The organism is Mucilaginibacter gynuensis, from assembly GCF_039541195.1.
In the GTDB taxonomy this organism is placed as follows: domain Bacteria; phylum Bacteroidota; class Bacteroidia; order Sphingobacteriales; family Sphingobacteriaceae; genus Mucilaginibacter; species Mucilaginibacter gynuensis.
In genome coordinates this window covers 272,610-297,499 of record NZ_BAABFT010000003.1, presented here as the reverse complement: position 1 = coordinate 297,499, position 24,890 = coordinate 272,610, and the positions used below count along the sequence as shown (strand labels likewise).

The following is a 24,890-nucleotide window of genomic DNA, read 5'->3' as shown; positions in this document are numbered from 1 at the left end:
AATCGATCAAGTTTATCAAACGTTGCAATATCCGCCAATTTATCAATAAGCATGGGGGACAAATATGTAAATCAACAGGGGTTAATTAACCATTCGGCATACGCCCTCCCTTGTTTTCTTAATTCAGGATACGATAGGGTTTAATTACCCAAACTGAAATTGCTTTTATCGTTCAGTCTCCAGCTATCTTTCCAGACAATAGATATATCATCGCCTTTAAAGGTAATGGGCAGCCATAAATACCGGCCGTCAATGGCGTTATCGGGCACCCATTTATCGGCCATAAATATAAAGGCGTCCTTTTTACCTGCTATGGGTAGCACATGGGTGCTTTGCCCGCCAAAGGTGATCTCTTTTTTAGGTCCTTCGCATGGGTTGCCATGGTATTCCCACGGACCAAAAATGGACTTAGCCGTGAACCATCGTGCCGCGTTAGGCGCCCAGCCTGTACAGCCCGAACCTATCATATAATAAATGCCGTTCCTCTTAAAAAGCGCCGGGGCTTCGGTTTGTTTGCCAATAAATACGCGCGAATATTTGCCGGTATGGCCTGTATAGTCGGCAGTAAGCTCGGCCACATGCAGGGTATAATTTTCTTCGGATGAGAATACGTGGTAGGCCTTGCCATCGTCATCAACAAAAATGGTCATGTCGCGAGCCATTTGTCCGCCCTCAAGATCGCGGCAAAAAAACTTGTCGTTATCTGCCACGGCAGCACAGTTTACCTTTTCAGCTTCGGGCGTACCTTGCGGATAGAAAGGCATTTTGCCTGCATTAGGGCGGTAGCTTTTTATAAACTGATATGGCCCGGTTACCTTATCGCTTACGGCAACAGCTGCACGGGCCGCGCTGTAGCCCTTACCTTTCAGCTCCAGGTGGAACCACATTACATACTTTTTGGTCTTTTTGTTGTACACCACCTTCGGGCGCTCCAATACACAGCCTTTCACAATATCGCTTTGCGGATCATCGGACATGGCCAGTGCTATGCCTTCATCCTTCCAGTTATACAAATCGGCAGATGAGTAGCAATGCACACCTACCATAGAGGTATTACCGGCCGAGCCTTCAACCTTGTGCTCACCAAACCAATAGTACAATCCGTTTTTATAGAGTATGCCGCCACCATGCGCGTTAATAGCTACGCCCTTTTTATCGTACCATACGGCACCGGGTTTAAATTCGCTGATAGCATTTTCGGTTTGCGCCGCGGCTTGTTGCAGCATGGCGGTGGCCAGTAATATGATTAGTAACAGGTGGGTTTTTATTTTGCTCATTATTATGCGTTCATTGCAGGCTGAAGCATGCTGTATAGTTTTGAATTAAAGAATGTTGTGTAGCAATAAAATCTAAAAACTTGTCATTGCGAGGTACGAAGCAATCTCGTAGCTCTTTAAGTATGCTTTGTACAACTACGTGATTGCTTCGTCCCTCGCAATGACGTTCTATTTCCTTTTTTTAAAAAACTTTTAGTACAAGCAAGTTTAGATAATAAGTGTATTTATTACCACCATTTTTTTATCAAGATTATAAACTATATTAACTGATAAGCGGCATTATCGGCTCAAACAGGCCGAAAACCAATCATCGCGACGCAACACCGCTACCTGCTTTTTTTAAGACCGGGATTCAAGGAGAGTTTCTTCGAAAAAAGATCCCGGTATTTTTTAATGTAATCTGACGGGTTAAGACCGAACAGTTGAAAAAACTGTGCCCTGAAATACTTAATATCCTTAAAGCCCACAATAGCCGCTACCTCGTTTACATTATGGGTAGTGTTGATGAACAGTTCGGCGGCATGCCTCAAGCGTACGTACTTTACAAATATGTTTGGCGACAGGCTGGATACCGCCTTTATCTTCTTGAAAAGGTTGGAGCGGCTCATGTTTATCTCCTTGGCCAACTCATCAATAGTAAAATCGTCATCATCCAAACGGTTTTCTATAATGGCGATGCACCTGTCAATAAACAGCTTTTCATCTTCGGATATCTTTACATTCTGCTCGTTTAGCGTTACTTTTTTGTAGAAGTAGTTTTGCAGATTGTTACGATTATTGAGCAAAGTAGCTATACGGGCTGTTAGCAGATCCTTATCAAAAGGCTTGGTAAAATAATCGTCGGCACCGCCTTTAATGCCGCTAAGCTTGATAGCTGCCGATGAATTAGCCGTGATCAAAATAAGCGGAATATGTGTCAGGGAAGGGTTCTCGCGGATGTCCTTACACAGTTCGAGCCCGTCCTTTCCATCCATCATAATATCGCTGATAATAATATCGGGGATATACTCCTTAGCCTTTTGCACGCCCTCGTTACCGTCGGATGCTTCAATAATAATAAACTGATCTTTAAATATCTGGCTGATATATGCTCGCATATCAGGATGGTCGTCGATCACCAGCATTGTTTTTTGGGCAGATGCCATTTGGCCGGTCAGCTCGGGTGATGTGTCATTAGTCCTTACCGCATTATTTTGCACCTCTGCTACATCTGCTTTAACTAAACGATCAATATTATTCAATACCAGCTCTTGCTCGCCTGCCAGTTCGGTTAAAAGGATGCATTCATCGTCAACCTCGGCGGCTACAGGCATCCCCTCAAAGTGCGACATGCCCTGCCTGAAACTCAGGTAAAAAGTAGTCCCGGCCTCCGCGCTGCTTTTATAATTTATTTCGGCTTTATGCAATTGCACAAACTGGTGCACCAAATACAAACCGATACCAAAGCCCGCTTTCTGTGCCGATTCCTGGCCGGGCGAACGGTAAAACTTCTCGAACAAATGATCGCCAACCTCGGGCGCAATGCCTGCCCCGTTATCGTAAACGGATACTTCGATACGCTCCGCCGATTCAGTTAGCTTAAACACGATCTTGCCATCGGCCTTTGTAAACTTAAACGCGTTTGATAGCAGGTTATACAGTATCACCTCCAGCTTGGCTTTATCGCCGTAAATAAATACAGCCTCACTGTTGGCCTCAAATTCGTACTGTACATGCTTGTTGCGGGCTTGGTAAACAAAGTTTTCGTAGGTTAATTTGCACAGCGCGTAAAAGTTGATGCGGCTCAGATGCAGATCGGTGCCGTCATTTTCGGTTTTATTGAAAAGCAATAACTGATCGATAAGGCTAAGCAGGCGGCGGGCATTACGGTAAACTATATCAAGCTCGGCGTTGGTTTGCCGGTTCACCCTCGCCAGCACTTCCTGCAAGGGATTAATAATGAGCATCAGCGGCGTACGGAACTCGTGCGACACGTGGGTGAAAAACGAGGTCTTTCGTAAATTCAGTTCATGCTCCTTTTCGCTGTTTATCCGTTCTATCTTAATTTGATATTTAAGCTTAGCCTGGTTGGTTTTGTACCTGATGAACGCGAAGATCACCCCCGCCCCGGCGCTAACATACAGCAGATATGCCCACCAGCTCCGGAACCATGGCGGTAAAATAATAAGTTTCAGCGTGGTTTCTTTAGTGCTCCATTTCCCTAAGGCATTGGTGCTGCGTACATGTAACCGGTAATTGCCTTCGGGGATGTTATTATAGTTGATGGTACGCTGGTTACCTGCCTGTATCCAGTTTTTGTCCCAGCCTTCGAGATAATAGGCATACTTGATATGATCAGGCGATGAGTACTCTAACCCGGCAAACGAAAATGACAGCACCGCCTCGTTATAAGGCACCCTTAAACCTACAATATTGCGCGCGCCATTATTATTTACAATGGTATTGGCATCGCTAATTTTTTTATTATTAACGTTGATATTGGTGAACGCAACGGCAGGCATATAATTACGGGTGACAATACTATCCGGATAAAAAATGTTAAAGCCATTAATACCGCCAAAAGCCAGTTCGCCCGAGCCCAACGGTAAGGCCGCGCCGAAAGAGAACTGGTTGCTTTGCAAGCCATCCCCTTCGTAATAACTAACCATACTTTGATCGCGATAATTGAAACTCGTGAGCCCCTGAAAGGTACTCAGCCATAACTTACCCGATTCATCTTCGAGGATACTCAATACAGCATTATTGGATAGCCCTTCGGTATGGGTATAACGCTTGGTCACTTTGCCGGTGCTTCTGTCAAACAGGCACAAGCCCGCCCCTTCTGTACCTATCCAAAAGTTGCCTGCCTTATCTTCGTGTATTGCCCGCACGGGTTTATCTAACCTATAATAAGCATGGGCTTTTTTAAGGGTATCCAGCTTGATTATATATTCGGCGGTACCACACCATAGCTGACCTTTACGGTCCTCATAAAACGTGTAAGGGTCGCTAATGCGCTGATCGAAAACGGTAAACTTTTGCAGTCGCCGGTCAAACTTATATAAGGTACCATCAGAGAATGTGCCCGCCCAAAGGTTGTCGCGGCTATCACGGTACAATAATGAAACATCCTTATCTGTTTTGCGGGTGGATGAATTGTAACAATCAAAATGCTCAAACGACCGTCTTTGGGCATTATACCGGTTAATACCGCCGGCAAATGTGCCTACCCATACTTTATTCAGCTGATCTTTTACCAGGCAGGTAACCACATTGCTGCTTAGTGAACCTGCATCAGCGGCATTATGTACAAAATTGGTAAAGTGGTTGCTCTTCCTGTTCCACAGCGAAAGGCCGCCGTCTTCAGTACCTATAAAAAGGGCATTCTTGTCAAGTTCGCAAAAAGAGGACACATAGTTGTTTACCAAACTATTGTTATTCCCTTTTTCGTGGCTAATGGTGTGGAAATACTTCTTTTGGGCATCGATAATGTTAATGCCCGACCGTAACGTAGCTATCCAGATCCGCGACTCGTTATCCTGGTAAAGATCCATCACGGCCTTACTGCCTAACGACCATTCGTTTTCGCCCGGTTTAACATAGCTGAAGGTGTTTGTGGCCTGGTTCAGTATGCTCATGCCATCTCCATCGGTACCTATATAAAGCTCATGCTTGTTACCTGCCAGCAAACTGATCACATTATTCCCCGAAAGCTGTCCCGGCCCGGCATGGTAATCGGCTACTATTTTTTTATGGGGGATAGCATATTTGATCAGTCCGTTAAAAGTGGCCATCCATATATTATGCTCGCTATCCGCAGCAATTGTATTAACCGTTTTTATCGAACCATCAAAAAGTTTGATCTTACCCGTGGTATAATCATAATAACACAAGCCGATATCAAAAAGGAACATCCATACCCGCTTATCACCATCAATACTGATACCCTGGCAGGTATAATCGCGCAGGTTAATATTGGCCTTTTGGTAGGACAGTTCAACACATACATCGCTGTTAAAGGGTTTTATAAACATCCCCGAACTATTGGTACCGATAAAGAGGTTGCCCTTATCGTCGCTTTTAATTTGGGTGATGCTGCGTTGCAGTTTATACTTTTTACGCGTTACGTAATCAATGTAATACGCCCACCTGAAGCTGCCCGAAACCGGGTCTAATATACTCAGGCCCTGCCCGGTGCCTATCCAAATATTCTGACGGCTATCTTCGCCAATGGCATAAATGTAATTGTGCTGAAGCGATGTGGTATCATTAAACTTATTGCGGAATACCTTAAAATCGTACCCATCGTAGCGGTTGAGGCCATCAAAAGTGCCAAACCACATAAAGCCTTTCTTATCCTTAAAAATGCACCGTACCGAATTATTGGATAAGCCCTCCTTTATGGATAACCTGCTAATCAAAAACTGGTTTTGCGCGTAAACACCTACCGGTAAGCAGCTATTTATAAGTGTAAAAAACACAATAATACGGCAAAAATACGGCATGCTTACTTAGGGCTTATATGGCAATTAATAGTTGAGCGTAAAAGGACAATTGGCTTTAACAGCTAATATACACCATTTATTTAAGCCGCATCTTTAAATAAATATAATTTACCAGGCATACCTTTTTGCATTAACCAGTCAAAGACGGTGTTAAATTAACAGTTTATCCCCCTTATTTGAGATTTATACCCCCTTTGTAAAATAAGGCAAGGGGTAATTTAGTTGCCGGGTATCGTAATACCATAAACCAATTTTAAACCGATTGTTGCACACCGGGTGCAACGCCGTTACGATGCCTCTTTTAAACCAATTATTTAAACTAAAACAACTTGTATGGTACCAGTTTTACAAAAATTGCCTATTACACACGGCGCCGCGTTTTTTGCCAAAACATTAAAGTCGCCGCATTTTGATGTGCCCTGGCACCATCATAACGAATTGGAAATTATACTGATACTGGAGGGCGGCGGCAATTGCTTTGTAGGCAATTATGCAGGCAAGTTTACAGCCGGTGATGTATTTTTAATAGGCGCCAATGTACCCCATACATTTAAAAGGCAGGATGACAGCGGCGCGTCTGGCGCGGTGCTGGTTCAGTTTAAATCGAACTTTTGGGGCGAAGATTTTATATCCCTGCCCGAATCGGCCGAGATCAAGAACCTGTTTGAACGTGCCAAATGCGGCATCAAGGTAAGCGATACTTGTAAAACGCAGCTTTATAGCATTATAAAGGCGCTTGAACAGCAAACCGGCTTCGACCGCATCATTAACCTGTGCTGCTGCCTCAACCTCATAGCCTGCGACAGTGAGCACCAGCTACTCTCCACCATCGACACCAACAACTTTTGCAGCCAGCAGCGCGACAGGCTCGATAAGGTATTCAAATTCACCATTGAAGAATTTACCCGGCCAATAGCCCTGCAAGAAGTGGCCGCTATTGTAAGCATGAGCATACCTGCATTTTGCGAGTACTTTAAAAAGAGCGTTAAAAAAACCTATATCGAATTTTTAAACGAGATAAGGCTAAGCTTCGCGTGTAAACTACTCATCGAATCGGAACTAAATATCTCTGAAATTTTCTTGAGGTGCGGGTACAATACCCCGGCTAATTTTAACAAGCAATTCTTGCGCTATAAAGGCGTATCGCCATCAAACTTCAGGAAAGATTTTATGGTTAGCAGCGGCAACGTACAATTGCGCCGGGCAAGCTGATAGTCTGCATATTGAATAGTAAAGCCGCTTCATATTTTGAAAGCGGCTTTGTTTTTTATACATTTATTTATGTTATAGCCTTAATTAATGGGCAAGCCATCTTCTTTCATCGCTTGCAGCAGCATTACGTTTATAATGTAGAGCATCTCATCGCCGCTATCTTCAAAAGCGCCATTAACACCGAATGGCCAAAAATGCTGTCCGTCACCGTGTATTTCGGCATTAGGGTCGCGTGTGAGGAATTTCAAGGCGGCGTTTCCGTTTTTACCCTGATACACCCCATTACGAATCAGCACATCCCACCACATCCAGTGCTGGCCTACGCCTAAAGTATGTGCGATTTCGTGGAGTATGGTACCGGTACGCTGATAACTTACATTGGCCCCAACACCGATATAGCCGGAAAGACTACCTTCGGCGGTAGGGATACCCGGGTTATAATACACGTTCAATTTCTTTTCAATAGAAGTGTAATTATTGTAATAGTATACCGCTTTATCTAAAGCCGCACGTATGCGGGTATAGTTTTCTTTAACTGTGGGTGAGGCATTCGGGTCTTCGTTTAAATAGTAGGTAAGGTTCCCTTTAGGTATGGTGGTCAGTTTAACAACTTCGCCATAACCGGTTACATCCATTTCGTTGGTGGCAAAAGCACGCACATAATAGGTGGTATTGGGTTTCAGATCGTTAATGCGGATAAAAAGCGATTTGTCGGCTTTATCGCCTGTTACCTTTATATCACTTACAGCCGGTTGCAGGTTTTCGCTGATGAGCATCCCCGATTCTTTGATCTGATCTGCCGAAGTGATCTTACCTGTTACAAATACGGCAGTCGCCCCGGCTAATAAATCGGTACCTGTTACAACTGTTGGGGCAGGCATCATCATAGTTTTAAATGCAATATCTTTACTGTAACTCACACTGCCTCCATTAGTAACATAACCGCGAACATGGTAAGTACTGCCATGTTTAAGACCAAGCATATTAACTAAAAAGCCGCCATTACCCTGTACAAGCGAGGCTTTTACGGTGCTATCAGTAATAGTAGGGTTAGCAGCCAGACTCCAGCACAAACCTCTTTCGGCATTGGCGCTACCGGCTTTACCAATAACCTTGCAATAAACACTGGCGGTTGTAGCCGTGACACTGATAACAGAATCAACAGCGACGGTTACACTATCAGTTGTTTTTACAGGCTGATTATTACCAGACGATGACTGGTTAATAACACCGTCTTTTTTGCTGCAACTTAGGGCAAAGCAAAGCACACTCATGTATATAACACGGGAGGTGAATGTTTTCATTAAGCGGGAGGTGAACAAGCCGCATGCGTACACATGCAGCTTGTAGTGGTGATGAGGTATTTATTTAAAGCGTTGTTGCTTATATATCAATTTTGGAACAATTTAATATTAAACACCTGGAAGTAACTACCAGGATTACCATTGCCCACTATATTGCCCAAAAAGCCAATGGATACCACTTGCGGCGCGGCAAGTGTAAATGTAAAGCTTCGGGTTTCTTTGGTACTTGGGCCTGTGCTGCCTACGTTAATGCTGTTATACATACCAACATAACCCAAAGCGGTATTCAAATTGGCCAATACTGGCAGGCCGTTGCCGCCCGCGGCGGCTATACAGTAAACGGATGAGTTATTTTGCACTTCGGAGTAGGCCTCAAACGAAACAATGTATGTTCCGGCAGGAAGCGGTGCCGAGGTAGGCTGATAAATGATACCGTTTACTACAGGGGTATTACCCCAGGTTTCCCAGTTAATTACGCCGCCTTCGTCTGAACTATAACCACCATTTACGCCGCCTTTGTTTTTAGCGGCAGCGTTAGTGATCCATGGCGCGGCCAATGTACCCCACCTGCCGTCAAATGTGTTACGCTGAAAAGGTTTGCTGGCGTTTGACAGGTAAATACTGGTAATTTCGGCCTTAACGGTGTGCGATTGAAAATCAACATAAAATGTATCGATAGCGCTGGAATCAGGCTTAAAAGCTGTTTTATAGCTAAAGCCGTTACCCACTTTAAAATTGGGCAGCGAGGTAGTAAACTCTGTAGCCCTTGATTTTACAATAGTATCGTGCGCTATATTTTTGGCATCGTTATAACGTATTTGTATTGATATTAACCCGGCATTGGCATTTACATCGGCCCAGTTAATTAACGCCGAACCATCAGCTTGTACCTCGGCCTTGGCAACGCCCCGGTTAACTAACGAGCTTTGATACAAAGTACTATATACGTTACCGGTAGCCGTAACCGGGATAGAAATATGACCGTCTTTATCATACGTTCTTATCTCAAAGGTCATATTGCCTTCCGGTAAATTGGGGATGATCAGTTTAACGGTATCAACACCGTTGGTTCTGGTTACAGGGATCTCTACCGAATCCTGCTTACTGCTCCAGTATACTTTATACTTGGTTATTTTCGGGTCGGAGGTGAACAGTCCTTTTAAAAGCACCCTGTTTTTGCCCGAATATATCTTTACCGAATCCATTTTTCCGGGATAGGTAAGCGGGCCACCGGCTGCAAACTTATCCTTAAAATCATCTATTTTGGTACAGGCACCTACCACCAGCATTATTAATGCCAGCAGGTAGCAAACTGTTATTTTATATTGTTTCATAATTATACTTAAATAAAACATTTACTATTAACTACTTACCGAACAAGGTAAACTCACTCATACTGATAAAGTAAGAGTTTGACCAGTTGCGCAAATTGCGTATGCGTATATACCTGTAAGCGCTTACCCCTACCGGAAAATCAAACTCCCAGCCATCGCGGGCATAAGTTTGGTCGGCGGCGGTTTCAACGCCCGAAGGCGAGCCCGATGGTTTTACGATATTTACGGTCATAATTTTGGTCCATGAGGCATCTAAGGCACCGCTAACATTAGGACTGTTTGATCCCCATATTTCAAAATCTTTAGGGTTGCCACGCACATAATACACATTACCCAATTCAACAAAAGGATTCATGATAAAGCGGCTGAAGGTGCGCTGTTTACCCAGGTCGATAGTTACCATTTGCGGTGTACCTACCCCCTCAACAGTGAACAAGGTATTCGGCCAGCCCGAGGTATAATCGTTATCATAGATCTTACGCACATCGGTAGTACCGGGATATAGTATGGTAGCATCGCCTGGCAGCGTATAGGTTGTCCACTCTGATTTGTTAAAACGCTCTTCGTAAAACGGTGTAAGTTTTACAAACAGGGTATCCGAACGGTTAAGCCAGCGGTCGCGTACAAAAAAGGCATAGGTACGTTCAACCGATGGCTGCCCGCGCTGTACTTTCTTAATTTCTAATCCTTTACCGTAAATATTCTCCATACCTGCTGGTTGCACCAGTTGGCCGTTATTCGCGGTATCAACCATAGGTACAATGCTTAAGTCGGCCTTACTTGGGTTAGCGCAAACCACGTTAAATCCGCCAAAAGTTGGTGTTACCTTTAACGAGCGGAAAGCCAGTATAAACGGCGCCACCAATGGCGTTACCGTAACCGTTACCGGCGCGGATAGCACCTCGCTTGAGTTAACCGCGTATAGTTGCACCTCGTGAGCCAGCGTATCGGCAAAGCCATCAATGGTTAAGGTATTGATATAGTTAGATGCGATTACCTCACGTTTTTTGCCGGGGCCTGTTTCATAAACCGCTTTTACGTATAACAGATCGGTATTCGATGGTAATGAATACGTAAGCGTTGCAGCCCCGTTCTTATTAACTACTTCAACATTTGATACCGCCCCCGGCTGGTTTTTATTGGTTATGGCAGGTGTATTTATGCTATCCTGTTTACAGCCCGAGTACAGCATCAACAGGGTTAATGCAGCCAGTACAGGTATATATTTTATTGTTTTCATTTTGCTATATTTTTCGTTAAAAACCTCAATTAAGCCGCATTTTACCAGTTAGGATTTTGTACCAGGTTTTGATTAACAAGCAAATCGCTCTCTCGTATAGGCCACAAATAATCGCGCGGTACTACAAACTGTCTTGAGTATATGCTTATTTCACGATAGTACAACTCCGGGGTATCTTCAGATATTGACCAGCCCGTAACGTTAGCGTTCAACTCTTTACCGGCAGCTTTCCAGCGCAGCAAATCCCAAAAACGACCGCCTTCAAAACAAAGCTCCAGCGCGCGCTCTCGTTGTATAATGGCACGCATCCCCTCTTTGGTAGTATATTTTGTAGGGCTGGTACTATAGGTGGTCCATGCTTCCTGCACTGTTTTTAAACCGGCGCGCTCGCGCACACGATTAATGTAGGTATACACATCGCCACCCGGGCCTTCGGCTTCGTTAAGCGCTTCGGCGTATAGTAAATACAGATCGGCCAGGCGCATTTCTGGCCATGGGTAGTTGGTATAGGTTACCGATGTCCACTCGAAGTGCCAGTTCAAACATTTTTTCATGTAAAACCCAGCTATAGGTACCGTTGCCGACTGGCTTAACTCGGCACCACGGGCCATCAGCCAAAAGGTATTTTCATCACTTTTTGATTTGCTGTTCTCCATATACCAGATCCCGCGGTCGAAACCAAGGTCGGCATAGTAGCGGTTTTCCCTGTTGAAATTGAGCCTTGCCGTTACCTCGCCTTCTTTAATATTAAAGCGATCTTCGCCTTTAGCTGTGCGCAATTCAGATATATTGGTAAAGTCAAGCGTTTTATCCTCATCAATAGGTACTCCGTTTTGGGTATAGAACATCTTGGCCATTTTAAGCGTTGGCCCCATCAGCGGGCGGTTAGCTGTTTTGGTGGCCGAAAGGTTATCAAAATCATACATACCCGCACACATCGACTGGAAGAAGTTATTGTAATTGATATTGTTGTTCGCCGTAAGGCCCCATATCAATTCTTCATTCCATTTTTCGCTCATCGCATTTCTGATGCTCATTTGCGTCATGGTGGTATCGCTCAGGTGTATCAGCGGTTCAGGGAACTTGTATAGTTTTATGTTTTGCTCGGCACATAAGTCAATGGCCGCCTTGCAGGCATCAGCCGCACGTTTCCATTTTTCGGCACTGTAAGTGGGGCTGATAAGTTGCACACCGCTTTTATCTTTAAATGAGCCATAATCAGAGTTACCATTAAATAGCGGACTCGCAGCAGTAACCAATAATTTAGCTTTCATAGCTAAAGCGGCAGGCTTAGTGATACGGCCTAATTCGCTGGCTTTGTTTAAAATGGTTAAAGGCAATTTAGCGGCAGCCTCATCATATAGGTTGGCAATATAATCAACCACCTTATCCACAGGTTCGCGTTTTACTCTTATCTCCTCTATCGGGGCATCAATAGCCAGATTCTTATCAATAATAGGGATAGGGCCATAGGCTCTGAACAATACAAAATGATAAAACGCTTTCAAAAACTTCACTTCAGCTATCCACCTGTCGCGGGTATCAATATCCAGATCGGGCACCTTACTTAGGTTACTTACGTTCTCAATAAAAATATTGCAATCGCGTATAGCCCTGTAATTGGCGCTGGCATCGCGTGTGCCGTTCATAAAGTTAGCTATAGGGTCTGATGCGCTTTGTCCGCCGCGCGGCAACCTTAATACGTTGGTAGAACGAATAGCATTTGCCGGGTCTTCTACCCAAACCTCATCACCGGCCGTAAGCCCCACATTGTAGGTAGGATCGGTATTGGTAGGCAGGTAAGAGTAGCAGGTATACAGGTATTTCTCGGCTTCTGCCTTTGATACGAAAGCGTTATCAATGGTTGATACGTTATCGGGCACTACATCTAAAAACGACTTTTTACACGAAGAAGCCGGAATTATTATGCAAACAAACAGCGCGTACGCCAGCCATTTGCTTTTGCCGCTTACCTGCTGTAAACGGCCGGATATTTTGTTATTACTAAAATTCTTTTTCATAAAACTATCTTAAAAAAGTTTACAATTCCACCCTTAAACCGAGGTTAAACACCTTTTGAATTGGGTAGCCCAAGCCGGATCCGCCCATTTCAGGGTCCCATAATTTGAAGCTTGTGAGCGACAGGAGATTTAAACCGTTAACATACAAGCGGCCGTTACCGATGTGTATTTTCTTGGCCAGCGATTGCGGGAAATTGTAACCCAGCTCGGCCGATTTCAGCCTCAAGAATGAGCCGTTACGCATCCACCAACTGGAAGTTTGCACGTTGTTACCTTGTATGGTATTGCTTAACCTTGGCCAAAAAGCGTAAGAGTCGCGGTTTTCTTCAGACCAGTGACTATCGGCGATGGTTTGAAGTAAACCGTTCTGATAACCGCCGTTCAGGTAAAATGGTGTTATGTTAGATGGGTTGATGAAAAATGCCGACCGTGCCGAGCCCTGGAAGAACGCGCTGATATCGAAATTTTTATACCCTACCGAAAAACCGAAACCGAAGATCATTTCAGGCACTACCGGATAACCTATAGGCACAATATCCGAAGAGGTTACTTTACCATCGCCGTTCATATCGCGGTATTTGATATCACCGGCCTTGTATTCGCCAAAATCCTGAAAGGGTGAGTTGGCCACATCTTTATCGTCAATAAATAAGCGTTCGGCAATAAGACCGTAAACCTGGTTAGTTGAATAACCCACACGAGACAGGTATTTTAAATTATCGCTGTACTCCGGCTCTTCATTTTTAATCACCTTGTTAACCGCGTAAGTGAACGTACCGCGCGATTGGATCCAGAATGAGTTGCTGAAATTCTTTTTATAATCCATAGCCACATCAATACCCTTACTGAATACCTTACCGGCATTGGCAGATATATCGGCCTGTAAACCCATTGAGGTAGGTATAGTACTGCGCACCATTAAAATGTTATTGCGGTGCTGCTGGTAAGCATCAAGCGTTAAGGTAAAATTCTGCATAACGGTTAGGTCCATACCCAGGTTAAGCTGCCTTGATTCTTCCCAGGTAATATTAGGATTCGCATAACGGCTGATAGCCACTCCCGGACGATTATCAACGAAATTGGTACCGAATGAACCACTGTTACCGTTGTTAAGAGTAACCCGGGACAAGTAAAAGAACCTGTCTACCGATGAACCGATCTGATCGTTACCCACCAAACCATAAGTTGCCCTTAACTTTAACTGATCAATAGTGTTGCGCAGCCCCGCGAAGAATTTCTCGTTAGATACGATCCAGCCGGCACCTACCGAAGGAAAGAAACCAAAGCGGTGATTATTGGCAAAACGCTCCGATCCGTTATAACCAAAGTTGAATTCGACCAGGTAACGGGTATCATAGCCATAGGTAAAACGGCCCGATACGCCCTGGTTGCGCGACGGCAGCGATAATTGCAATTCGGGAGCATTACCTGTATTGAACTGACGCATGGTACCAATTAACATTGCGCCAATGCTGTGCTTCTCGTTAAATACGCGCGAGTAATTAATAGCCGCCTCAACATAAGAGATAGCGTTAACACCTGTACTTTCCGGTCTTTGGTTATAGGTAAGATACTCAGTAGGCGCAGGCAAAGGATTACCCGGAGAAGCATCGTTAAGCAGGGTTAAACCTGCAAACTGACCATCTACTATGTTTGATCTGTAGTAATAAGGGCTATATTGGCGGGTTACAAAAAAGTTTGCAAAACGGGTAGTATAAGCCATTACCCTGGCTGATAAACCTTTGGTAAACGAATCTAAATTTTGATTAAGGTTTATTTGCGCTGTTAAAGTACTGGTGGTAGAGGTTTGAAAACCTGATAAAGACTGCGCGTAAGGGTTATTAAATATGGCACTACCGCCTTCAACAATTGGCGCATTACCAAACAGCGGGTGGTTTGCATAAGGCAGCAAGCTTGATGGGTATATGGCCGGAAATGCTACCGGGTTACTATACAAGGCATTGTTAAAAACCGCTGCACCACCGCCTACCGGTCCGCTATAACTATCAAATTGTCCTTTAAGACTAACCAGCACCTCTGTAGTTTTGGTTAGGTTTAGTGTAGTGTTTGATAACAGCGAGTACGAGCTCAATTTGATGTTATTGCTAAAATCGTTCAGCTTGTTATCGGTTAAAATACCATTATCAATGTTGTAGGTCATGGCCAGGTAGTACTTGGCTTTTTCACTACCGCCGCTCGCGTTCATATTGATACGCTGGTTATTAGTGCGCTTTTTAATCAACAGATCGATCCAGTTGTTATTAGGATACAACAGCGGATCATCGCCCGCGGCCGTATGGTCAATTTTGTTTTGCGAATAAGGTAGCCTGCCCAGCGCGTCACGCGTAAGTACGCCCTCGTTGGCGAGCGTCATGTAGGTAATGTTATCGGCAAGAGCTATGTTCCTGGTGTTTTGCGAAATAGAATTCTCAACCCTAACGTTGAATTTCACCTTACCCTGATCACCTTTTTTGGTAACCACCAGTATAACACCGTTGGCACCACGCGCACCGTATAGTGACGAAGCCGTAGCGTCTTTAAGTACCGAAAAACCGGCTATATCATCCGGCTGTAAACGAGACAGATCGTAAGTAGTTGATTCGATACCGTCTATCAGTATCAATGGATCAACCTTACCGGCACCGAATGTACCTACCCCCCTGATAAAGAACTGCGCGTTATCGGCACCCGGCTCGCCGCTGCGTTGATAAGCCACCATACCCGGAATTGCACCCGCCAGCATGGTAGTTAAGTTACTTGATGGGCCCTTTAATATTTTAGGATTAATGGTAGTGATTGAACTCACCAAACTGGCTTTCTTTTGAGTACCGTAAGCCACAACCGCTACTTCGTTCAGCGAATTTTCGCTTTCCACAAGGACGATATCAACAACGTAGGTACCATTGCTTAGCTGTGTATAATCTTTAAGGTTTATTTTTTGCGTGGTATACCCCACCGATGTAAATGTTAACGGACTGCTTTTAGATATATCTATTTTGTATTTACCGTTAACGTCGGTAGTGCGGCCGTTGGTTGTGCCCTCTACCATTACTGATACGCCCGGCAGCGGACCGGTTTTATCTTTTACTAAACCTTCAACATGCACGGTTTGCGCCATTGCCGCCGAACTGAGCATGATCAAAACCGTTGCCGGCAGTACTTTTAAAGTATAAATTAATGCTTTGTATAATTTTTCCATATAATGTCTCTCTTAATAATTTTGTGATTCGGAATGGTCATTTCTTTGAATGCCTTACGCTATGCCTATGCTCTCCGTTTTTCTGCCATAATCAGGATAGTTTATTTTAATAATTAGTGTTAATACAACGCTTATTTTAATATACAAGCAATAACATGCTAAAACGCAAGCCATTAAAAGCATGGTTGATTTGTTAAAAGAGAGTCGCCACGATCAATAAACCTGTAAAGTTTATAGTGGTGATGCTTTAATAGCCAAACAATGAATTAATAGTGTGCGTTCAACAATTATTTATATTATTATTTGGCTAAAAACCAACTAAATAAAAGAATATTGCCTGCTTAGTATTTGATATATGATTTATAATAATACAATGTTAAGGGTTTTAAAAACCTTATAAAACAACTATTTTATGGTATTCTAATACTATATTTAGGTAAATAGCAGGTAATATGATTTAGCAAAAGGAATAAGAGGGGAATTAGATAGAAATCTATTAAGTGTTTTTTAAACAATAATAAAATAGGCGATATGATTTTTATTATGGTGAGGCACGAAGCAATTCTCGTAGCGTTCTTAACAGCGCTATCCAACTATCGTCATTGCGAGGCACGAAGCAATCCCCGACTTGCAGAGCCTCTCTGTATAGTATAAAGATTGCTTCGTGCCTCGCAATGACGTGATTTTTAGAGTCAGACTTACAAAGTTTTTAAAAAACTTCGTAAGTCTTGCCCATCCGTCAGCAAAGAGCTTCGGGCGAAGACGGGCAGAACTGTGTTGGCCATGAGCGCAAAGGCGGGCATAGTGAACTTGTTGCATGTGAGGAGGAAATGAGCGGAGGGGCAAAAGTTCCAGCCCTAAGTTCTGACTGTTTTGCGGGGTATGGCCTTGTGCGGCAAAGAAGACTTTTGCTGGACAAGGGTTTTGTTACTTTTGCCCTCAAAAGTAATGGGGCACTGCGCCCAAGAGCAGGCTAACGTTAATTGCAGCACAAGCTTAACCTAAGTAGAGATTGCTTCGTACTTTACAGCAATGACGACGATAATAGCAAATGAGCTAAAACGCGAGGAGATTGCTTCGTACCTCGCAATGACAAGTATATAATATTTAATTAACAGACATCAAGCATCTGCCGGATCAGCCTTAGTAGCGATCTTGCGCCAGATGGAGTAGCCACCGTATACGAACATCGCCCCGATAAATACATATACCCATACAGACAGGTTACGACCGGCGATAATAAGGTAAAGATAAGGCAGGCTGAAACTTACCGAAGCTATGATGAGTTGTGTTGAGAATGGCTTTTTGGCTCTTAAGTTTTTCAGCGACCAGCCCAAAAAGAATACTAAAGATACCTTGCTTACCAGATAAAGGCAGCCAAGCAATAATGGATCAACCTGGTGCTTTTCGCCCAAACTAACCACAAAGTCTTTAAATAATTTCAGGTATTCTTCCATTGAGTTACAAGGTATGAATATTTTGGATAAAAGATAATCAATAATAAATGAGCCAATTATTTTATCAATTAAGCATGACAAAAAAAGTCGCGGTTTAGACAGTTACCCGCATCCCTTGTTACAAACGCAATAAATATTCTTTATTGCCTAACCGGTAAACTGGCAGGCTTAAAGCAGACTTTCCTGCATCAGCGCCAATACCTCATCCCAGTTATTGGCACGGGTATGGTGATGGTAGCTTACATTATGAAAAGCGTTGAACAATATGGTTTTACCCTTAAAATAGTCGAGATTTTTGATATGATCGTCAATCATAAAATCGGTACTGATGATGCTCTTATCACCACAAAAAATAATATTGCGCCAACTGATGAACGGAAAATGCTCGGTTAACCAAATCCGCTTTTCACTTAACGATTGCGGAAACTCCATAGCTGCCGATACCACGTATACCTCAAAATCTTCCATCAACTTTTTAACAGCTTCAATAGCACCGGGCATTACGGGCACAGTAGTAAAAAAGCCGGGCGTAGTGGCAAACTTGCGGATCACCATTTTTTCGGGAAAGGCATCATCTTCGGTTTTGCCGATAATGTCCTGCAAGGTAAGGCTTACGCCGTAGTCGCGTTTGTACCATTCAAAAAAGTGGCTTTCCACATCGGCCAAAACCCCATCCATATCAATAGCGACAGATCTTTTCATTCGTATAATCTTTTACACAAAGCATTACCCGCTAAGCTGATGCATAGTTAGCATTAGTATCGCTAAATAAAAATCGGCGCAGCGTAAATTATTCATAAACAAAACAGGCCATACGTTTAAGCATGGCCTGTTCTGTCTCTCGTGTTAGTGGTTATCTTTGTGGGCGTGATATTCGTCTATCTGCCGCCCTACTTCGTCAATAAATTGTTTGGGCACATCGTGGGTTACCGGGCCGCCCGAGTAATACCAGCCGTCATCAGCTTTTTTGAGGTTGAAGTAAATATCATCTACCGTGTTCTTGTTTACAAACAGGTATTCGTCTTTATCCATCGTAACCGGACCGGCGAGTGTTGTGCCATCGGGGGCATCAATATAGGCGTTAAATAAATGAGTAGGCATAAGTTTAAAAACAAAAATGGATCGTACTGTTATTGCTAAATCGTACTGTTATTGCTAATTGGATAACCCAATATAGCACAAAATGGTTTTAATTTTTACCATTATTTACCATCAGTAATCCACAATTAAAATTACCCGGTTAACCTACTGCCCTGTAACGCGCTTTAAACAAACTCGGGGTAATACCTTCTACCTTTTTAAATGCGCGGCTAAAATAATTAAGGTTATTAAACCCGGCCTTAAAGCAGGCTTCGGATATGCTGTTATTCGGATTATTCATCAGTTGCTTGGCCAGTTGTATACGTTCTTTTATAATATAATCAACCGGCGATATGCCCAGTTCGTGCTTAAACGCCCGGAAAAAACTGGCCTTGCTCATGAAGGCCATCTGGCTAAGCGCGTCAATATTAAGCTTATCGCTTAAATGTACCCTGATGTATTCCAGCACGTAGGCAAAGCGGCTGCCGCTGGATAGCTCGTGCAGGTTATCCTGTATATCGTGCAGGTTTTGCATCTGCATAATACGTATCAGCAATTCCTTCAGGGTAAGGTTGGCCAGTACATCTTTGGTAAGGGCATCCCCGGTACTAATGCGGATGAGTTTATTAATGAGCTGCGCCAGTTCGTAATTATTAAAAAAGTGGAACTGGTTATAGTTGAGTTGCCAGGTACGGCTATCCTCGCGCGGGTAATTCTCGTTCAAAAAATCGAGCGTATTGGCAATCTCCTGTTGGTTAATGGCCAATGCCGTACACTGCGATGGCTGATGCGCCGTAGCTTCCGGAAAATCAATCCGCATGGTAATATTGGGCGGCACTATCACCGTTTCGCCGGGCAGGTAATCAAAGCCGGGTTTATCAAACAGGTGCATCACCTTTTTACCCCTCAGCATACTGGTAATAACCAGGTCGCTAAAAGTTAAGGGCACCATTTCGCTGCGCTGATAAGTCTCAAAAACGTTAAGCTCGCAGTGGTTAAGCGTGTACGCTTTTCGGTTTTCTACCAGTGTTTGTATTTGTTTGCTGTGAGACAGGTTTATAGGTGATAACAGGTTCTTGTTATTCATAGCCTCTCATAATTCAAAGCAAATTAGGCATATATATCAGCATAAACAATACCTCAAAAAAATTGACACCATTGTGCTACCATTTGATACCATAATGCAAATGCCCCAATAACCATCCGGCTACCTTAGTACTACCATTTAAAACTAAATATTTCTAATTATGAGCATTCCTGCAAAACCTTCGTTTAAAGCGAGGTATGACAATTTCATTGGCGGCAAATTTGTTCCGCCTGTTAAAGGTGAATATTTTGATAATGTATCTCCTATTGACGGCAAGGTATTTACCCAGGCCGCCAGATCGGGAAAAGATGATGTAGAACTGGCTTTAGATGCCGCGCACGAGGCGTTTAAAACATGGGGCAAAACCTCGGCCGTAAGCAGGGCATCACTATTAAATAAAATAGCCGATACCATTGAGGCCAACCTCGAATACCTGGCCGTAGTAGAAGCCATTGATAACGGCAAGGCCATCCGCGAAACCCGCGCCGCCGATTTACCGCTGGTGATTGACCACTTCCGTTACTTCGCCGGTGTTATACGTGCCGAAGAAGGCAGCATATCCGAACATGACGAATTTACCGTAAGCATTTGCCTTAACGAGCCGCTGGGTGTGGTAGGCCAGATCATCCCCTGGAACTTCCCGCTGCTGATGGCTACCTGGAAAATAGCTCCTGCACTTGCCGCCGGTAACTGTTGTGTGGTAAAACCTGCCGAGCAAACGCCAACCTCTATTATGGTGTTGATGGAACTAATAGGTGATATTTTGCCTCCGGGCGTGCTAAACATTGTTACCGGTTTCGGGCCCGAAGCAGGTAAGCCGCTGGCGTCATCGCCACGCATTGCCAAGGTATCGTTTACTGGCGAAACCACTACCGGCCGACTGATTATGCAGTACGCGTCTGAAAACCTGATACCGGTTACCATGGAACTGGGCGGTAAGTCGCCAAACATCTTCCTCGAATCTGTAGGCGATGCCGATGATGAGTTTTTTGACAAAGCCATTGAAGGGGCGGTGCTGTTCGCGCTTAACCAGGGTGAGGTTTGTACCTGTCCGTCGCGCATATTGGTGCACGAAAACATATACGATAAGTTTATAGCCCGTGTGATAGAACGCACCAACGCCATTAAAATGGGGCACCCGCTGGACGGCAGCACCATGATGGGCGCGCAGGCATCTAACGATCAGTACGAAAAAATACAATCGTACCTTAAAATAGGTAAGGAAGAAGGCGCCGAAGTACTTTGCGGCGGTGATGTTAAAAAATTGGACGGCGAACTGGAAGGTGGCTATTACATACAACCAACCTTGTTTAAAGGCCACAATAAAATGCGCATTTTTCAGGAAGAGATCTTTGGGCCAGTGGCTTGCGTTACCACCTTTAAAACTACCGAAGAAGCCATTGCCATTGCCAACGATACCCTTTATGGTCTTGGCGCAGGCGTATGGACACGCGACGCGCACGAGATTTACGAAGTGCCCCGCGCTATACTGGCCGGTCGTGTTTGGGTGAATAATTACCATGCTTACCCGGCACATGCGCCTTTCGGCGGATACAAAAAATCGGGTTTCGGACGCGAAAACCACAAGATGATGCTGGCGCATTATCGTCAAACAAAGAATATGCTGATCTCATATAACAAAAACAAATTAGGCTTCTTTTAAAAACACAAAAAGGGACAAGGCACGTGCAGGGAAACATTTTCCTTGTATGTGCCTTTTACTATTATGCACAGCCCCATGATAAAGAGAGTACTGGTAAACCCCGAAGCATCAAACCTGATAGCAGATTTGAAAGACCGTTTCGGCGAACTGATGTTTCACCAAAGCGGGGGCTGTTGCGATGGCTCATCGCCCATGTGTTTTGCCAAAGGCGATTTTAAGCTGGGCGGCAGCGATGTATGCCTGGGCGAAATTGACGGGTGCGAGTTTTGGATGAGTAAAGATCAGTTTGAATACTGGCAGCATACCCAGCTTACCATAGGCATTACCAAAGGCCGGGGCTCAAGCTTTTCTATCGAGATACCGACCGGCTACCGCTTCATGATCCACTCACGACTGTTTACCGATGAAGAATTAAGCCAATTACAACCCGTTACTTATCTGGAGGATGATGCTTATTAGGACGGTTGCACCAAATATTTAACATAAATCCGGTTGCTTTACTAAAAAGCTATTCATAACTTGAAAAAGTTTTTAGCAGAAAGCAAAATGAGTACCATAAGCCTCAAAATCACCGATGAAACCTTTGCAGGTAAAATACTTAACGAGATAAGTATAGCTGTATCTACCGAGCATTTAACCGTAAAGGATATTATTGAAGCACGGGTAAACGCGGAAGTTACCGAATACAATAAAAAACTACCGGAAATATACCGCGGTTTGGTACAACCCAAAGACGCGGAAGTAGCGCTGAATGGCTTTCGTGTTAAACAGCGTGCCTTTGTTGATGCCGAGAAACAGGTGTATGCCGCATTGGATGCCTTCCAAAAAAATGGCTTTTTCGTACTTATCGATAATAAACAGGCCGAAGCATTAGATGAGCAAGTATTTGTAAACAGTAACAGCGCGGTTAGCTTTATAAAACTAACCCCATTAGTTGGAGGTTGAGTAATGGGCATAGGTAGTTTTATTAAGCAGTTTTTGCCCAACAATTCAGGTAACGACAGCGCATTTGGTGAACTATTGAAAGAAGCATCTGACCAAATTGGCCAAACGAGCTGGTGGAATGTAAATGTTACAGAACTTGCTGTCTTTAATGATAAGATAGTACGCCTAACCAATAAAGAAAAAGCGGCCTTTATCATTTATCTTGTTGAGCATATTGCCCATTACCATAATTCACACTCTTCATTTTCATCCACCAATGTAAAATATATCAGGATAAGTATGGGGAAATCGATCTTGTCGGCTTTGTTTAAAATGAAACTTGAGCTTGACGACGATGACCTCGCCGAAATCATACACATCGCCATACGCTACAACACCAAATCAGCTTACCCTGTAAAAATTCCTTTAAAAGCCTTTTTGAATCAAATTCAAAAAAAATACACCGATACACCTTTGCCGAAAACTATTTCGTCGGCATTAAAATCGCTGCAAAACAAAGTAAAAAACGACGCTGACTTTTGTACCGAACTTGACAAGAGCAAACTTACAGAACAGATTGGCACTATCTTAAACCCAACTACACCCGGCGATGCACTTAAAGCTGTGCTGTTTCCCGGCGATGATGAACTAACCATATTCATCAACCAAAATGTAGCCCGGCTGCCAAATGAAGACAAAGCGCATTGGTACGCCATAATTTCGTTATGTAAAAAAGCATCGGGCGCCAAACCCAGCAACAAATACCTCGACGAGGGCCGGCCGCTAATTAATAAACTGGGGGCTGATCAGTTTAAAGTTGTAGCAAGTACGTGGTTTGATCATTTCCTTACCATTAAAGAAAAAGAGCGCCGTCATACATTCACTTTCAGCAACCAAACGTATACGGATGTCACCTACACCTTTTTATCGGCACCTGCAACAGAGTGCTTTAAAGGCGTAATATGGTTATGCGCTACGGTTAAAGACACCACTTTGCTGCAACGTGTAGCCTTAGTAGCCGAACGTGCCTATCGCAAACTGCCTGGCCACGGACAAATGTCAACCGCTATTGGTAATGCCAGCCTGTTCACCTTGTATAAAGCAGAGGGGCTTGAAGGTATAGGGCACCTGTCGCGGCTTAAAGTGCGCATCAAACTGAACAGCACACTACAGCTTATAGAAAAGTATATGGTGCAGGCCGCTACAGACAGAGCAATACCTGTAAGTGTGGTAGAAGATCTGGCAGTTGACGACCTTGGCCTGATCAACAATACACGTATTTTTGAAATAGATGACTGCAAGGCCATCATTCAGGTTGAAAAAGTGGACAAGGTTTCTCTTACCTGGCAAAAAAAGGATGGCGGCATACAAAAGTCAGAACCTGCTTTTATAAAAGAAAAGTACCCGGCTCAACTTAAAGAGATAAAACTTGCAGCCAAACAGATCGAGGTAAACTTAAGTACCCAGCGCGACCGCATAGACCTTAGCTTTAAGCAAGGCAAAAACATGTTGTGGGAGCATTTTGATAAGTACTATTTACAGCACGGACTGATATCAATTATAAGCCACAAACTGATATGGCAGCTTACCCACGCCGATGGAGTAACGGCCGCCTATTGGTTAAACGGCGAATGGATAGGCTATCAGCAAAATGTATTAGCCATAAACAACATTACCGAAGTGTGTTTGTGGCACCCCGCCACGGCAACTGTTGATGATGTGCAGCAATGGCGCGCTTTTTTTATCGATAAGCAAATTCAGCAGCCTATTAAACAGGCCTTTCGGGAAGTTTACCTGCTTACAGACGCGGAGATCAATACCCGGAACTATAGCAATCGCATGGCCGGGCATATACTTAAACAGCATCAGTTTAACTCCCTGGCTAAAGTTAGGGGCTGGCAATACATGCTACAGGGCCAGTTTGACAATGGTGCCGATGGCACAGCTACCATAAAACTCCCGGAAAATAACCTCATAGCTCAATATTGGACTAATGTTATTGGAGAAGAAGCGGGCACAAGCGGTATATTTAATTACGTTTCAACAGATCAGGTTAGGTTTGTTAATATGCGTAGTAACGAAACGGTTGCGCTGGCTGATATACCGGTGATCGTATTTTCGGAAGTGATGCGGGATGTTGATCTTTTTGTGGGAGTAACCAGCGTTGGCAACGACCCTAACTGGCGCGATAATGGCGGCTTACCGGCCTACAACGATTACTGGACCTCCTATTCTTTCGGCGACCTTACCGAGGTTGCCAAAAACAGGAAGGAAACACTTACGCGCTTATTGCCACGGCTAAAAATAGCCCCGGTTGCCAGCATTACTGATAAGTTTTTGGTAATTAAAGGTAAAAAACGAACCTATAAAATACACTTAGGGAGCACCAACATATTAATGGAGCCTAACGACCAATATCTTTGTATAGTAGCCGACAGATCGCAAAAGAACCTTACCGAAAATATATTTTTACCTTTTGAGGGGGATGGTGGCTTATCGATGATCATTAGTAAAGCACTGCTGCTTGCCGATGATGATAAAATAAAAGATGTTACAATTACCCGTCAAATCAATCATCGTTAGTGTATCTAAACTACAGGCCGGATGT

General features: G+C 43.9%; 16 protein-coding genes. 5 read left to right on the top strand and 11 right to left on the bottom strand.

The window, feature by feature from the left end; translation table 11 throughout:
- Positions 1–140: 140 nt before the first annotated feature.
- On the bottom strand, positions 141–1,277 hold the full coding sequence (locus tag ABD894_RS07625) for a glycoside hydrolase family 43 protein (RefSeq protein ID WP_345210410.1): 1,137 nt from the start codon (positions 1,275–1,277) through the stop codon (positions 141–143).
- Positions 1,278–1,603: 326 nt separating this feature from the next.
- Positions 1,604–5,761, bottom strand: a complete 4,158-nt coding sequence (locus ABD894_RS07620) for a two-component regulator propeller domain-containing protein (protein ID WP_345210409.1) — start codon at positions 5,759–5,761, stop codon at positions 1,604–1,606.
- A gap of 333 nt (positions 5,762–6,094) precedes the next feature.
- Between ABD894_RS07620 and ABD894_RS07615 the strand changes: the two genes are divergently transcribed.
- Positions 6,095–6,973, top strand: coding sequence for an AraC family transcriptional regulator (locus tag ABD894_RS07615; protein WP_345210408.1), 879 nt, complete (start codon positions 6,095–6,097; stop codon positions 6,971–6,973).
- A gap of 80 nt (positions 6,974–7,053) precedes the next feature.
- Here ABD894_RS07615 and ABD894_RS07610 read toward each other — a convergent pair whose 3' ends face one another.
- From ABD894_RS07610 to ABD894_RS07570, 9 genes are all read right to left on the bottom strand, one after another.
- A complete protein-coding gene (locus ABD894_RS07610; RefSeq protein ID WP_345210407.1) occupies positions 7,054–8,277 on the bottom strand; it encodes a hypothetical protein in 1,224 nt (407 codons plus the stop codon).
- An 86-nt stretch (positions 8,278–8,363) separates the two neighbouring features.
- Positions 8,364–9,611 carry a DUF4998 domain-containing protein gene (locus ABD894_RS07605; protein WP_345210406.1) on the bottom strand — a complete coding sequence of 416 codons (1,248 nt, stop codon included), beginning with the start codon at positions 9,609–9,611 and terminating at the stop codon, positions 8,364–8,366.
- Positions 9,612–9,642: 31 nt separating this feature from the next.
- Positions 9,643–10,851 carry a DUF5000 domain-containing lipoprotein gene (locus ABD894_RS07600; protein ID WP_345210405.1) on the bottom strand — a complete coding sequence of 403 codons (1,209 nt, stop codon included), beginning with the start codon at positions 10,849–10,851 and terminating at the stop codon, positions 9,643–9,645.
- Positions 10,852–10,892: 41 nt separating this feature from the next.
- Positions 10,893–12,872 carry a RagB/SusD family nutrient uptake outer membrane protein gene (locus ABD894_RS07595; protein WP_345210404.1) on the bottom strand — a complete coding sequence of 660 codons (1,980 nt, stop codon included), beginning with the start codon at positions 12,870–12,872 and terminating at the stop codon, positions 10,893–10,895.
- A 19-nt stretch (positions 12,873–12,891) separates the two neighbouring features.
- A complete protein-coding gene (locus ABD894_RS07590; protein ID WP_345210403.1) occupies positions 12,892–16,071 on the bottom strand; it encodes a SusC/RagA family TonB-linked outer membrane protein in 3,180 nt (1,059 codons plus the stop codon).
- A 1,121-nt stretch (positions 16,072–17,192) separates the two neighbouring features.
- Positions 17,193–17,528, bottom strand: coding sequence for a hypothetical protein (locus ABD894_RS07585; protein WP_345210402.1), 336 nt, complete (start codon positions 17,526–17,528; stop codon positions 17,193–17,195).
- 168 nt (positions 17,529–17,696) lie between these two features.
- A complete protein-coding gene (locus ABD894_RS07580) occupies positions 17,697–18,230 on the bottom strand; it encodes a 5' nucleotidase, NT5C type (protein ID WP_345210401.1) in 534 nt (177 codons plus the stop codon).
- 144 nt (positions 18,231–18,374) lie between these two features.
- Positions 18,375–18,629 carry a hypothetical protein gene (locus tag ABD894_RS07575; RefSeq protein WP_345210400.1) on the bottom strand — a complete coding sequence of 85 codons (255 nt, stop codon included), beginning with the start codon at positions 18,627–18,629 and terminating at the stop codon, positions 18,375–18,377.
- 139 nt (positions 18,630–18,768) lie between these two features.
- Entirely contained in the window at positions 18,769–19,695 is a 927-nt protein-coding gene (locus tag ABD894_RS07570; protein ID WP_345210399.1) for an AraC family transcriptional regulator, read from the bottom strand.
- A 160-nt stretch (positions 19,696–19,855) separates the two neighbouring features.
- Here ABD894_RS07570 and ABD894_RS07565 point away from each other — a divergent pair, with 160 nt between their 5' ends.
- The 4 genes from ABD894_RS07565 to ABD894_RS07550 all read left to right on the top strand — a co-directional run bounded on the left by ABD894_RS07565 (position 19,856) and on the right by ABD894_RS07550 (position 24,865).
- Positions 19,856–21,358, top strand: coding sequence for an aldehyde dehydrogenase family protein (locus tag ABD894_RS07565; RefSeq protein ID WP_345210398.1), 1,503 nt, complete (start codon positions 19,856–19,858; stop codon positions 21,356–21,358).
- Between the two features lie 75 nt (positions 21,359–21,433).
- Positions 21,434–21,817: a DUF779 domain-containing protein gene (locus ABD894_RS07560; protein ID WP_345210397.1), complete on the top strand. Its 384-nt coding sequence runs from the start codon at positions 21,434–21,436 to the stop codon at positions 21,815–21,817.
- An 87-nt stretch (positions 21,818–21,904) separates the two neighbouring features.
- Positions 21,905–22,303, top strand: coding sequence for a hypothetical protein (locus ABD894_RS07555; RefSeq protein WP_345210396.1), 399 nt, complete (start codon positions 21,905–21,907; stop codon positions 22,301–22,303).
- Positions 22,304–22,336: 33 nt separating this feature from the next.
- A complete protein-coding gene (locus ABD894_RS07550) occupies positions 22,337–24,865 on the top strand; it encodes a DUF4132 domain-containing protein (RefSeq protein WP_345210395.1) in 2,529 nt (842 codons plus the stop codon).
- Positions 24,866–24,890 lie beyond the last annotated feature (25 nt).